Raw genomic sequence first — 13,803 nt, forward strand, 5'->3', positions numbered from 1 at the left:
CTGTTCAGAGAATGCTGAATGCAAACACCGTCCATGGCTTTGCATAATCCAGCAGAACGTGCTCATACTCAGGTAGATGACCGATAACATTTTTGCGGCCGTCATTTGGCATGTCTTTGGTGACGATTTGCAGTTCCCCCTTATATTTGGGATAACCATCATTTAAGATGACCACATCACCAGGTTTTAATTCCCTGGTATTGGCAGCAGGAATGGAGTGGTCTGCAAATGTGACTCTGGGACCGGAGGAACGGATCATATAGTCGCTTACATCACCTCTTACCACATGATGGGACTTATAATCCAGGATCTGGTGCTCGGTCTGAGTCAGTTCTTTCTCCAGCTGGATACGAAAGGTCAGAATGCTGGAATTAAGACCGGCACAAGCCTTAAGTTCCTCATCAGTGGCATAGGCATTAGCAATGAGCACATCATCTACCATGCCGGTGGCAAACAGATGACGCACCTGAAAATCAATGGGAAGACCGCGGTGCATCTCCAGAGTACACAGTCCTTCATTTACGGGCCACGGGCCATATGCAAAAGGCGCGTTGCTGGACACAAAGGCCGCCACCTTAAGCCCCAGTGATTTTATCTTTTCATTACAGGTATTAAAATGTTTAAGGCTCAATCCCGTGTACTTCTGCGGATAAAAATTGTGGCAGGTAATTAGCTTTTCACGATCCGGATGATGATCTATGATATTCTCCACATATGCCAGCTTGGCGCTGGAATTGAGCTCTATTTTAAGCCCCTGGGGATTGTAAGTCATAAGGCTTTCTTTCATGCCGTCAAAGCCTTCATCCAGACGGATGCCATCCACATGCATTTCCTGAAATATGGATAAGTCTTCGTAGGAGATTCCCAGCCGGGAGAATACGGCAGGGCTTACATCCGGTATGATCTCCATACCGCAGGCGTGGGCTTCATCCGCCAGTCTCCGAAAACGGCCGATTACCTCTTCCCTGCTCTCCTCCACGCTTAAGAGACAGGTAAAGATTCTCTTATACCCCAATCTCCCTGCCTTTCTGATATATTCCATGTCCTTTTCTTCAGTAGAATGTTCCGGATAAACGGAAATGCCCAATCTTGCCATATAAATTACCCCTCTCTTATATTTAACCAGCCGGTCCTGATCTGCCGGATGGTCCTTTGACATTAACTATAATCCGTCAAGAAAGAGTTTGGAGATAAATCTGTTTCCTAATTACTAGGAAATAATCTTGTTTCTGCTATAAATTGGCCGGAAGAAATTCCTTAAGGAAACTCAATGCCTTGTTCTCATCCGTCCCCTCCACTATAAACTCCAGTAATTCTCCCTGGCGTGCTCCCAGACCTATGAGCGAAAGCACATTCTTGCAATCCGCTGTACCTTTCCTGCTCTTAAGGGTTATACGGCTCTCATATTCCGATGCCGTCCTGCTCAGCCTCATAGCATTGATAGCGTGGAGCCCCTGTTTGTCCGATACTATGTATTCATAACTTATCATCTCATCATCACCTTTTTACGATTCATGGGAAAACGACAAGCCAATGTCAGAAGAGCCTGACACCAGCAGCTGGGCACACAAAAAGGCACATCCTCTTAGGAAAATGTGCCTTTCATACTCTGTCTCTGATTTTTATCAATTGTCCCGCCCCCCCTAAAAATCATAATCGAAGCCACAAGCTGTCATGCCTGCGGCTTATCACCAGAATAGAGATAGCAGGATTCGAACCCATGACCCTGCTTAACTCCTTTTGTCTCACTATTTGCAAGTTTAACAGCTTTGCCGTTGGTTGTCAAGACCAGACAAAAGTACTCTCAAAGCCCTAAATTCAGGACTTTGATGGTTTCAAAATTGAAGTTCATTGTTTACAAACAGATGAAAATCTTCTTTCTATTTATTGAATTTGCAAATTCAACAAAATAGAAAAGGAGATATTATTATGGCAGATTATGATAACTCAAGATATACCTATGCCCAGGTGCTTGCAGGCACTGGCTATTACATGAAGGATGACAAGCTTCGTTACAGTGCAGGTGTAAAAACCATGCAGACGAAATTAAATACAGCAGGGCACAAATGCGGCACTCCTGATGGAAAATTCGGCAATAATAGTGATACCGCAGTAAGAAGCTTTCAGAGAGCCAAAGGTCTTACTGTAGATGGTAAAGCCGGAAAAAACACCCTTATTGCACTTGATAAGGCAGCAGCCGGCGGCGATTCTGGCGGTGGCTCCGGCGCCAGTACGGCAGCTAAAAACTTAAAGAAGAAATTCGGATCTATTATTTCTTCATTTGCATCGAAATATTCCATTGATGAGGACGTTTTAGGCGGATTTATCCTGACAGAATCGTCTGGATCAGGCTTTACCGACGGAAAGTTATTAATCCGGTTTGAAAACCATATTTTCTTAAAAAATGTTTCCAACGCTTCCTCAACCTTTAAGGTGGAAAATAAGGTACATTATTACTACAAAAACGGCAAATGGAATCAGACTCATACCGGAAAGCAGGCCAGTGAATATGAAGCCTTTAACCTGGCAAAAAACATCAGTGAGTATTATGCATATTATTCTATCAGTATGGGACTCCCCCAGATTATGGGCTTTAACTATAAAGTTACCGGTTATGACTCTCCAGCAGCCATGTTTAAGGATTTCAGCATCAGTGAGGACAAGCAGATGACAGGATTTTGCACCTTTGTTGCAAAATACGACAATGGCTCATTATTAAAAGCTTGCCAGTCACGTGATTTTACTAACATGGGGAAAATTTACAATGGAGACGGTGACACCTATGGTCCTAAGTTAAAGAAAAATGCAGCCGATTACGCAAAAGCATAATCATCTTAAAGTATAACAAAAGCGGCCCCAGGTGATTTTAACATGCACCTGGAGCCGTTTTTACAAATTAATCAAAAGTAATGAATGATTATTTATTTTCCAGATATTTACATATGTTATCAATGTTTATATCTTTTTCATCCATATTTTCGGTTATGTCATCTATTAAATCCTTTGCCAGATGAAATTCCTTTTTATCCGCCAGGAAAATTCTGGCTCTGGGGCGAGGAACCATGCCTTGAGGACCAGCACCTGTAATATAGTTAATAATGACGATTATATCCTTTAAATTGTCATGATTCACATCGCGGAATCCTACAGACTCCACACCATCAAAAAGACCTGCATAAGTATCAGTTCTGTTATTTTCGCCATAATAAGGGAATGAATATACAACCTTATTGTCTTTCATCAGATAAAATGAAACATCTTCAAAATCAGCACCAGCTTCCGGAGCATATGAAATAAACCTTACATTTCCCCATTCATTCAATTCAACATCAAAGGATTGATCTGGTATGATTCGTTTTTCATCCAGGGATATCTCTGATTGAGAAACTCCGGTATCAGAGGCAGAAGATGAATTTATCTTCACGCTTTTTGTCTCACTTTCTTTTTCCTCATTATTTTCATTGGATGATTCAACTTTTATCTGTCCTTCTTCTGAAGTTACAGTGTTCGGATTCAACTGGTCACCTTTTGTTTTCTGGCAGCCTGCCAATAAGCATCCACACAGCAATGCCGCCGCTAATAAAATCACCTTTTTTTTCATGTTACAACCCCCTAATATTTTTTTATATGTTTGCATTCATTGGGTAATACAAATTCACTATTTTCTTTTTAAATTCTTCCATATATCGGATACCGTTTTAGGACATTGTTTAACACATGCCTTTCATATCCGCTTCTCCAAATTCCCCGGCATTCGGTTTTGTCTTGTGCCGAAAAAGCGTTTCTTCAAAAGGGATATCAAAATAATAAGCATGGATCTGATTGGCGAATTCATCTTTTATGACTTCAAATAGTCTTTGATACCAATCTGCATATAAGATACCCTCTAATATTACAGTTGCACAATTTTCCTTTCCATATCTAACAAGATTAATCATTAAATCAATCGCTTGTGTTTCTCAACCATCATTTACGTACAACATTTCCCGCCGAACTACATCTTGTGAAATAAGTAACGTACCTCTTCCATAATGTCTTTGTAGTTTTCTTGCAATGGTTGTTTTTCCACTTCCAGAATTACCCCTTAATATGATAATCTTTGGATTTATATTCATATGACTTTCACCTCTGGATTCCGATTTCTTAATTATACCAAAAATTGGAATAAAAATATATCATAATTTCTGTAAGAAGTTCTGCCATGTGACGATCTTGCACATTGCCCGCTCTTTTTTACCTGATGCCTAAATAACACTCACTCCTGTTTTAATTTATATTATTTTTTTATTCATAAATACAAGGTTTGGATCCGTTTCATATCCATTTTTATTGTAGAATCCTTCAGTCCTTGGATCTTTCAAAGTGAGTAAGTTAATACTTTCTACCCCTCTTCTTTTCACATCCTGTTGAACCAAAGACAGCATTTGAGTCCCCAGTCCCATTCTGCTAAAATCTACAGAAATCACAAAATCCTGTATATGAAATTCTTTAACGCCTAAATAGGAGGTTATGTATCCCATTAAAAACCCAACTATATTTCCATCTTGACGGGCTTCATATCCCAGGGCCATGGGATTTTGAAGATAATCATTGATCCTCATACCAGCCATGCCAAGTGTCCACGTTTCATTCCAGGGGTTCATACGAAAAGACTTTACATATAGTTCCAAGATTTCTTCTGAAACATTTCCTTGAATAATTTTTAATTCCATAATCAATCTCCTCTCATTGTAAAATCAATATAAATTATAACCGAAAGGTATGAAGAACACCTTCCAACTTCTTAATCCGGCAATTAACAGCTTTTTAGCCGTTTGACTATCTTGCTTTTAAAATCACAAATATTTTTTTCCTATACTAAATCCTCTGCCTCTTACCTCATTAACATGGCTGATAATCACAAAGGCCTCGTCGTCTATTTCATGAATCAGCTTTTCAAATTTAGATAAATCATTATTAGAAATAACCGTTAGTAAGACATCCATCTCTCGTTCCAGATATCCTGATTTACTATGTAAAAGTGTGACTCCTCTGTCAAATCTCGAAATTATTGCATCTTTTATCTCCGAAGATTTGACACTTATTACTTTTATCTGTATTTTATTTGTACCAAGTAATAGAAGTTTATCTAAGACGATGGAATAAATCATAACTAAAATGATGCCATAAAGGATTTTATTTTTATCACTAAACGTTACCTGCAGTGCAAGTATGATACAGTCTCCTACGTATAAACTGACAGATACCGGAATATGCGTATACTTATGTAAAATTAAAGGTGGTATACTCATGCCTCCAGTACTTGCCCCAACTCTGATAACAAGAGCAATCGCACTTCCTATACAAACACCTCCGAATATTGTACATAAAAAAATATCATCTGTAATTACAAAATTTACGAACAATGTCTGCAATACTTCCAAAGATAATGGAAAGAATAATGTACTAATCAGTGTAGTTAATGCGAACTTTTTTCCCAAAACGAACAATCCAATTAAAAACATAATTACATTAAAAACTAATACAATACTTGAAATAGGTAGTTTTGTATAGTGATTAACAGCAATTGCAATCCCCGTTGTTCCTCCGGTAATTAAGCCAGAAGGCATAATAAAAAACACAATTCCTACTGCATAAATAAAATTCCCTAACATGATCGTTAAAATTTCCAGTGCTAATCTTCCTTTTTTCATATCATAACCTCCAAAAAAAACACGTTTGCTAAGATTTTCCCTAGCAAACGTGGATCAAGGCTTACGCCTAATATCTAAAAATATATTTTTTATTATGATAACATATGCACTTTAAAAACTCAATACCAATCGTATATAAACTGGAGTAATTTTGTCTTCACTTATACTCCCTCGCTCTCTTCTATGCAAATTGGATCATTTACCAGCCAAACTTTTCCGCCATATCATTAAATATTTTTTCACCTCTCATCATCCCATAGTCTTTCATATTAATAACCTCAACAGGAACATCCGGATATTTTTTTACTATGGTATCCTTCATATATCCTACCTGAGGTCCAAGCAAAATCACGTCACTACCCGGAGCTGCCGACTGCAAGCTATGAACAGAATAGGCATCGCACTCTGTTCCTTCATAGCCTTTCTTTTCTGATGCTGCGATAATTTTCCTGCACAACATACTGCTTGACATACCGCCAGCACAGGCAAGTGTTATTTTAAGCTTTTTCATATTTCTTCTCCCTTAAATTTACTCTGCCAAAGCCTTAATCTCCTGATACTTCTTATGATCCGTATATAATTCTCCGGTATATGGATTTCTCTTTGTCTTATACATTCTGTGAATCATATAGACAAATACTCCGATATTTACAAGAAGAGCCAGTAAACTCATAACGAATAATAAAGTAGTATCCGGTGATACACCTGCCACCGGCTGGATTCCTGTTCCGGTCAATACCGTATACCCGTCAGGGGAAAGGATTCTTTCCCGTATTGCTGCTTCTGCAATTGCCTTACTGGATCCGGAATGCACCAGAAAACGACTGGCATCCTGAAATGCAGGAAACGTCTGGGCAAACATACACCACAGAGCCAGTGTCTGGGCACGATGCTGCAGCCATGCTCCCTTACCAATTGTAAATGCACAGATCGTAGGAGCCAGTAAAAGTGCAAATCCGCAATACCATGCGTGAGTGGGAAGGCAGTTATAGGTATAAGCAAAATTCCACAAATCATAGGCAATAATCCAGAACCACATCATATCAGGCCAAAGCATATCCTGGCTTTTATCCTTACTGGTCTTCTTTCGAATACAAATTCCAAACCAGCCTGTAATGGTCACAATATTTAAAAGACCTGCAATCCCATTCATGACATTCCATGGACCGCCGATATAGTACTGAACCTGATTGTTCATATACTCCATAACCGGTGTCACATACCGGCTTACTTCAAAATCCCGGAAACAGGCTTCCAGGATATTTACAGCCAGAATTAACGGCGGGAAACACAACGCAATTTTATTATGCTGCAGCTTTTTGATATGACGGATACACCAAAAACCAATACAGCCCGCCGTAGAAGAATAAACCTTTGCCAGATGAAACCAGTCCATATAAGAAGTATCCTTTAACCTTGTCATCCATAAAACTGTTAAAACTACCGGAAGCACAACAAAGCAGCCAAACCCCACCCATTTAAAACGGCGGCTCAATTCATTTGCAGCAAACAACGATAAGAACACCCCAAGCCATACCAGTAACACCAATATTGTTGGAACACTTTCTGAAAATACAAACATACCCATTCCTCCTATTTAACACGGTTCCATTTTCTTGATATTAATTCAGCCCCCGCTGCCAGATAAGTGGATTCTCTCCCGCAATGGGGGCAAATCTTTTTATATTCCAGTGTGAAATAAATCTCCGCGTGCTGCAGCAACGGCCACATTTCCTCCGCCTATAACCACCGTACGTCCAGATAATGTTATAACTTCATCGTTAGATTACTTTAGTTGCACACGATTTCTTTAATTATCATGTCATCCCCCTCCAGGATTTCCATATCCTTGCTGCCGCAGTCAGGGCAGTTTAAATCACTGTAAACAGCATTAAATACCCTGCCGCAGCCTTTACATTTAACAATACCGGGAATAACGATAAGCTCCAGCTCTGTTTTTTCCATAAAAGTCTTATAGGAGGCAGCGGGCCAGCTTTGCTCCAAGTATCTGGGCACGATACCGGAAAGCTCGCCAACTTCGATGACAAGCTTGTAGACCTCTGTTACGTTCTGCTCCTTTACGATACGCTCAATGGTGTGGACCATAGAGTTTAATACACCAAGCTCATGCATTGTTCCCTCTCCTTTTTTCGTTAGCTTCTTTTGCCAACGCTTTCTTTGAGAGCAGTTACGGCAATCTTTCCGGTACGCACAACTGCGTTGGTGGCAATCTTGACAGGAAGTTTTTCATAGGTATTGGGAACCGTGTCATAGGTGCGCTCCAGATGAATTGCATCAAATTTACATTTGGTCGTACACATGCCGCAGCCAATACACATATAACTGTCGATTTCTACCGCACCGCAGCCAAGGCAGCGTTCCGTCTCTTTCTTTAACTGTTCCTCGGTGAAGGTCAACCGTTCATCATAGAAGCTGCCTTTTTTCTCAGGAGAGTGTCCTGCTCTCTGGCGGGGAGTCGTATCAAAATCCTGTACACCGAAAGCAACGTTATTCTTATCTAAAGCATGGTATTCACGGCGGTCACGGCCAAATACAAGGGACTGTCCCGGCTGTACATAACGGTGAATAGAGATTGCACCTTCTTTTCCGGCTGCAATGGCATGGATGGCAAATTGGGGTCCGGTAAAACAGTCACCGCCCACAAAAATGTCCGGTTCCGAAGTCTGTAAGGTCAGACTGTCCGCTTTGGCAGTACCGCCGCGTCCAAGCTCAACCTTGCTTTCTGAGAGAAGTCCGCCCCACTCGATGGACTGGCCAATGGAAAGCAGTACGGTATCGGCTTCCACAATGATCGTATCATTTTCTTCATACTTTGGAGCAAAACGTTGGTTCTCATCGAATACACTGATGCAGCGCTTAAATTCTACACCGGTCACCTTTCCGTCTTCTGTCAGAATGCGCTTAGGACCCCAGCCATTATGAAAGGAAACTTTATCTTCCTCAGCCTCTGTAATTTCATCCGGTAATGCCGGCATTTCACCGGGACTTTCCAGACAGTAAAGATTAACAGCAGCAGCCCCCTGTCTTACCCCTGTACGGGCTACATCAATTGCTACATTTCCGCCGCCGATCACAACTACATTACCGGAAAGTTCCGCCTTTCTTCCAAGGTTTACGTTGCGAAGGAAATCAACGCCCGAGACAACACCCTTAGCTTCTTCCCCCTCAATTCCAAGACTTCTTCCACCCTGTGCGCCTATTGCCAGATAGAAGGCTTCGTAACCTTCTTTCCGAAGTTCATTAAGAGTAATATCTTTTCCGACTTCAATTCCGGTTTTAAAGGCAACACCCATTTCACGCAAAACGTCTATTTCAGCATTAAGAACCTCCTTTTCCAGGCGGAAGGAGGGAATGCCAAGGGTAAGCATACCACCAAGTTTTTCTTCCTTTTCAAATACTGTTACCTGATAACCATCAATTGCCAGGTAATATGCACAGGAAAGACCGGAAGGACCGGAACCGATCACTGCGATTTTATTTCCAAGGTGGTAACGCATGGGCGGGATATAACGGATAGAACCATCCAGCTCTTTATCCGCAATAAATTTTTTGATTTCGTCAATGGAAACCGGTTCATCAATATCTCCGCGGGTACATTCGCTTTCACAGCCGTGAGGACAGATCCGTCCGCAGACAGCAGGGAAAGGATTTTCTTTCTTTATGAGCTCTAATGCTTCATGGTAGCGGCCGGAAGCAGCAAGCTTTATGTAACCCTGTACGGAAATATGAGCCGGACAGGCAGTTTTACAAGGAGATGTGCCTTCTTCTGTAACATCTTTTCGGTTCTCACGGTAATCCACATTCCAGTTGCTTTCTTTCCAGACATGGTCACGTGCGGTAGGTTCTGCCTTTATGGTAACAGGTGTTTTGGAACAGAGTTTTTGACCAAGCTTTAAAGCATTAACAGGACAATTTTCCACACACTGTCCGCAGGCTACACAGTTTTCCTTATTTACCTTGGCAGTGAAGTTGGAACGTATGGAATCAGGAGTATTAAAAAGTGTCGCAAGGCGCAGGGAGAAGCAGGAGCAGCCACAGCAGTTGCAGATTGCCGCTGATTCACCAAGTCCGTCGGTATGGGGCATTTCATGCATCAGGCCGTTATTTTCTGCAAATTTAATAATTTCTTTTGCTTCTTCCCGGGATATCTGGCGGCCTCTGCCTGTTCTTATATAATATTCGGCACCTTCACCCATCTGGATACAGATATCTTTTTCCAAATGGCCGCAGCCCTCATCCAGTACACGGCGTGACTGGCGGCAGGAGCAGTCAGATACCGTGAACGTATCATATTTATCCAGATAATAGGAGAGACGTTCCCAGGGTTTTGTACCGGGAATATCTTTGATGGACTCTTCTACAGGAATGACACGCATCATTGCCATGCCCTGAGGGAATTTTGCTGCCATTGGCGCAAGACGCAGTCTGGTATATTCTTCAAAGGCTTTACCGATTTCAGGATGTGCGTTAAGCTGTTCACGGTTATTTACCATCATTTCTAACATACCAGGGGCAAATATATTCACAAAAAACCGTTCTTTATGATCCTCCTTATCCTCCCATACTTTAGCGACACCTGTGTAGGTCAGCTGATCTAAGAGGGCCCTTGTCTCTTCTTCACTCTTTCCGGAGCGCTTAGCGACATACTCGAAGGTACGGGGTTTACGCAGCCCCATAATCATAGCAATATCAGCCATGTCATCTGTTACAACACAGTTTAGAGCGTAGTATTCGGGAGAATTTTCATCGATTTTGTTCATGGCTCCGGCAATACCGCCTACCATTTTTGCCAGTTTTACAATTTTAGGTCTTAATTCACTCATAATTTCCTTTCCTGCGCCTGTTTGCGCATTTGAAGTTTATGAATACCTTTTTATGATAGTTATACGTTTATTATTCACACCAGGATTTTACTGCATTGCTTAACCAGTCGGTCCATTCCCTAATTCCTTCATCTTTTAAAGCACTGATGGGAATGATAATAGCGTTGGGATTACGAAGTCTGATATTAGCTTTGCATTTTTCCATATCAAAATCAAAATACGGCATTACATCCATCTTGTTTATCAGTATTACATCGCAAATAGAGAACATCAGCGGATATTTAAGAGGTTTATCGTCTCCTTCCGGTACGGAGAGGATCATAGCATTTTTTACTGCGCCGGTATCAAATTCTGCAGGACAGACCAGGTTGCCCACATTTTCTAATATTACAAGGTCAAGACCGTCTGTATCAAGACCCTCTAATCCCTGGCGGGTCATTTCCGCATCCAGATGGCACATACCACCGGTATGCAGCTGGATAGCCTTTGCACCAGTCTGCTGAATGGTACGGGCATCCACGTCAGAATCAATATCCGCTTCCATAACACCAATATTAAGGTCGTTCTTTAGTGCATGAATCGTACGGATCAGGGTAGTGGTCTTACCTGCACCGGGACTGGACATTAGATTAAGAAGAAAGACCTTCTTATCCTTTAATTCCTCCCGAAGCTTTCCGGCTTGTATGTTGTTGTCAGCAAAAACACTTGTTTTTATCTCAAGAACTTTAAAATCTTCCATGTGTCGCGCTCCTTTCTTTCCATTCGCCTTTTTTGTCATCCGTTGGCTTGAAACTCACTTTTTGGCATTTTCCTTTTCTTCAACAGTCTTTTAACCGTCAAGATCCAGGTATATTTTTCATAAGTGTTCTGGTTCAGCCAGATGAACAGTTTGGTTTATTTTTTAACAATATCATTATAAGATATTCTATGAAAACTGGCAATATTGCAAAAAATAATTGTCATTATCACATATTTATTTGTTGATTTTTTGTAAGAATGTGTGATAAAATAGTATTGATTTCTGGTATGGCCAGAGCCAGAACAAGGGGGAAAAAATGGAATTTCAGAAACTTAACGCTTTGAGCTTAAAAGAAATGTTTATTTGTCAGATTCGTGACATGATTTTATCAGGGCATATCCCGGTTGGAAGCAAATTACCTCCTGAAAGGGAAATTGCGAGACAGATGCAGGTCAGCCGTGCAGTGGTTAACAGTGGGTTTGCAGAACTTGAAAAACAGGGTTTTTTGGAAGTACATCCAAGGCAGGGGGTGTTTGTAGCAGATTACGGCAGAAACGGAAATATCAACACCTTAAATGCCATTATGGAATATCACGGAGATACACTTGGACAAACAGAAATTTACTCAATACTTGAAGTCCGCCGGGCATTGGAACATCTGGCAACGGATTCGATTATAAAGAATTCATCCAATGAGGATATTCTTGCATTGGAAGGCTTATTAGAGGAAGTTGCAGATGCAACTTCGATTGAAGAGACGGTCTCAGCCACCTTTTCTTTTCATCACAGACTTTCCGTTATTAGTGGAAACAGCATTATACCTTTAATTTACATATCTTTTAAACCTGTTGTAACACAGCTTTGGAAGCGTTTTTGCCTGCGTTACGGGAAAGAGGCACTATACGACAGCGTACTTAGTTTATATAAATGCCTCAAAGCGCGTGATGCAGAGGCGGCAAGAAGATGTACCGATAAACAGCTGGATGAGGCTTTGGAAGGTGGGCGGCAGATTTTTTAAGTGATGATAAAATAAAGGGGCCGGCTGTATCCTTCCCACAGCCGGACGGATTGGAGATTTGCACTCGTTAGAACGTGTGCCCACTGGACACACCAAAAAGATGGACAATCACATAATTCTCCACCTTCCTATCTAGTTATTTTAATCCGTTTTTCCAATGGTTTGTTTCACCTGATTTTTTTACGATGTTTTTCTGCTATCTCTAATAATTCCTTCTCGTTTACATAACGTGTTAAACATCTAATCCTTTCTATACATAATCCGCCGATAATGTTGCCAAACAATATGGCATTTTTAATGTCATAGTCATGATATAAACCATAATCGCATTTCCTCGCCATTATGCTTCAGGGTGGCTCTCTGCCAGCTTCACCGAGCTTATAACTCTCTGTATTATGCATTTACATAACGTCATTCAGAGTATCAAAGGGGGCGTTCCCCTGTTATTCCACCTCTCGGAAAATAAGTAAATACTCTTTTATGTGGAAATGTATTTATTCTATATAATTGTCTAATTTCATAGAGCCTCCTCGTATTATAGAGCTCTTCTCTTTCTGGAGTAATTGTTATTTACAAAGAATAGCGGAAAGCATCTATATTTCTTGTTCATGCTATGACTTGGTAGTTTTCGTCATATGGACAACGGTAGACTTCAGGGATACCTCTAAAACAAAAGACGCATTACACTGTAGTGGAATGCACAGGATAATTCATTAATCCTCAATTGAATTTCCATAATAAAACGGATATAATAAGAGAAGAAATGATGCCCAAAATAAGTATGTTTATGGTGAATTTTATAGAGAGAAAAGGAGGATTCTACATGGCACAATTATTGACTAAGAAAATGATACGTGAAGTGTTTGTTCAGATGTTGAGCGAACGCCCATTACATAAAATCACAGTGACAGATGTTGTTACTGCTTGTAAAATCAATCGTAATACATTTTATTACTATTATGCGGATCTTTATGGTATTATCTCTGAAATATTTCAAACAGAATTACAAAAAGTAATCGATGATTATTATGATACAAATTCTTGGGAAGAGAGCTTGCTTCAAGCATTGAAATTTGCCATAGAGAATAAAAAGGCTGTTTACCATATCTATAATTCCATACAGAAAGAGAAATTGGAAAAATACTTGTTTGATGTTTCAGGTAATGCCATGAAACGCTATGTGGAAAAGATAATGATTAACCTTGATATTCGTGCTTCCCATACAGATATAAATATTATCATTTTGTTTTATCAATATGCCCTCACAGAAATGTTGATTAATTGGGTTTCTTCCGGGATGAGCATGGAACAAGAAAACATTATTCGAAGATGCGGGCAACTGTTTAACGGAAATATAGAACGTTCTTTACGAAAAAGTGTTGAGCTAAATAATAATTGGTAAATTTGCCTCTGTAAGGTAAATTTGTATATATTCAGAAATTCAGCAAATGATCGAGATTGTTCGAATATCGAACAATTTCGATCATTTGACTGTATTAACTATAACCT

At 40.4% G+C, this 13,803-nt stretch carries 15 protein-coding genes; 3 read left to right on the forward strand and 12 right to left on the reverse strand.

Features of this window, described 5'->3' with window-relative positions; all coding sequences use genetic code 11:
- Positions 1-4: 4 nt before the first annotated feature.
- Both ABFV83_RS09955 and ABFV83_RS09960 read right to left on the reverse strand, forming a co-directional pair.
- Positions 5-1,096 (reverse strand): MupG family TIM beta-alpha barrel fold protein, encoded by a 1,092-nt coding sequence (locus ABFV83_RS09955; RefSeq protein WP_349948703.1) that lies wholly within the window; start codon positions 1,094-1,096, stop codon positions 5-7.
- A gap of 136 nt (positions 1,097-1,232) precedes the next feature.
- Complete coding sequence (locus tag ABFV83_RS09960; RefSeq protein WP_349948704.1) at positions 1,233-1,490, reverse strand: HPr family phosphocarrier protein; 258 nt, start codon at positions 1,488-1,490, stop codon at positions 1,233-1,235.
- A 439-nt stretch (positions 1,491-1,929) separates the two neighbouring features.
- Between ABFV83_RS09960 and ABFV83_RS09965 the strand changes: the two genes are divergently transcribed.
- Positions 1,930-2,829, forward strand: a complete 900-nt coding sequence (locus ABFV83_RS09965; protein WP_349948705.1) for an N-acetylmuramidase domain-containing protein — start codon at positions 1,930-1,932, stop codon at positions 2,827-2,829.
- A gap of 88 nt (positions 2,830-2,917) precedes the next feature.
- Here ABFV83_RS09965 and ABFV83_RS09970 read toward each other — a convergent pair whose 3' ends face one another.
- The 10 genes from ABFV83_RS09970 to hypB all read right to left on the reverse strand — a co-directional run bounded on the left by ABFV83_RS09970 (position 2,918) and on the right by hypB (position 11,276).
- The gene (locus ABFV83_RS09970) at positions 2,918-3,601 is read right to left on the reverse strand and encodes a hypothetical protein (protein WP_349948706.1); all 684 of its coding nucleotides are present in this window, start codon (positions 3,599-3,601) and stop codon (positions 2,918-2,920) included.
- A gap of 109 nt (positions 3,602-3,710) precedes the next feature.
- On the reverse strand, positions 3,711-3,938 hold the full coding sequence (locus tag ABFV83_RS09975; RefSeq protein WP_349948707.1) for a hypothetical protein: 228 nt from the start codon (positions 3,936-3,938) through the stop codon (positions 3,711-3,713).
- 21 nt (positions 3,939-3,959) lie between these two features.
- Positions 3,960-4,115, reverse strand: coding sequence for an AAA family ATPase (locus ABFV83_RS09980; protein WP_349948708.1), 156 nt, complete (start codon positions 4,113-4,115; stop codon positions 3,960-3,962).
- A 156-nt stretch (positions 4,116-4,271) separates the two neighbouring features.
- Positions 4,272-4,712 (reverse strand): GNAT family N-acetyltransferase, encoded by a 441-nt coding sequence (locus ABFV83_RS09985; RefSeq protein WP_349948709.1) that lies wholly within the window; start codon positions 4,710-4,712, stop codon positions 4,272-4,274.
- Positions 4,713-4,835: 123 nt separating this feature from the next.
- Positions 4,836-5,693, reverse strand: a complete 858-nt coding sequence (locus ABFV83_RS09990; RefSeq protein WP_349948710.1) for a YitT family protein — start codon at positions 5,691-5,693, stop codon at positions 4,836-4,838.
- A 199-nt stretch (positions 5,694-5,892) separates the two neighbouring features.
- Positions 5,893-6,204, reverse strand: a complete 312-nt coding sequence (locus ABFV83_RS09995) for a PTS sugar transporter subunit IIB (RefSeq protein WP_349948711.1) — start codon at positions 6,202-6,204, stop codon at positions 5,893-5,895.
- An 18-nt stretch (positions 6,205-6,222) separates the two neighbouring features.
- Positions 6,223-7,275, reverse strand: a complete 1,053-nt coding sequence (locus ABFV83_RS10000; RefSeq protein WP_349948712.1) for a DUF5692 family protein — start codon at positions 7,273-7,275, stop codon at positions 6,223-6,225.
- 209 nt (positions 7,276-7,484) lie between these two features.
- Positions 7,485-7,826 (reverse strand): hydrogenase/urease maturation nickel metallochaperone HypA, encoded by a 342-nt coding sequence (locus ABFV83_RS10005; protein ID WP_054738140.1) that lies wholly within the window; start codon positions 7,824-7,826, stop codon positions 7,485-7,487.
- Between the two features lie 20 nt (positions 7,827-7,846).
- Positions 7,847-10,537, reverse strand: coding sequence for an FAD-dependent oxidoreductase (locus ABFV83_RS10010; RefSeq protein WP_349948713.1), 2,691 nt, complete (start codon positions 10,535-10,537; stop codon positions 7,847-7,849).
- A 70-nt stretch (positions 10,538-10,607) separates the two neighbouring features.
- Complete coding sequence (hypB, locus tag ABFV83_RS10015) at positions 10,608-11,276, reverse strand: hydrogenase nickel incorporation protein HypB (RefSeq protein WP_349948714.1); 669 nt, start codon at positions 11,274-11,276, stop codon at positions 10,608-10,610.
- Positions 11,277-11,592: 316 nt separating this feature from the next.
- Between hypB and ABFV83_RS10020 the strand changes: the two genes are divergently transcribed.
- Positions 11,593-12,294, forward strand: a complete 702-nt coding sequence (locus tag ABFV83_RS10020; protein WP_349948715.1) for a GntR family transcriptional regulator — start codon at positions 11,593-11,595, stop codon at positions 12,292-12,294.
- An 823-nt stretch (positions 12,295-13,117) separates the two neighbouring features.
- Positions 13,118-13,696 carry a TetR-like C-terminal domain-containing protein gene (locus tag ABFV83_RS10025; protein WP_349948716.1) on the forward strand — a complete coding sequence of 193 codons (579 nt, stop codon included), beginning with the start codon at positions 13,118-13,120 and terminating at the stop codon, positions 13,694-13,696.
- Positions 13,697-13,803 lie beyond the last annotated feature (107 nt).

The sequence above is a fragment of the Lacrimispora sp. BS-2 genome (genome assembly GCF_040207125.1).
Lineage (GTDB): Bacteria > Bacillota > Clostridia > Lachnospirales > Lachnospiraceae > Lacrimispora.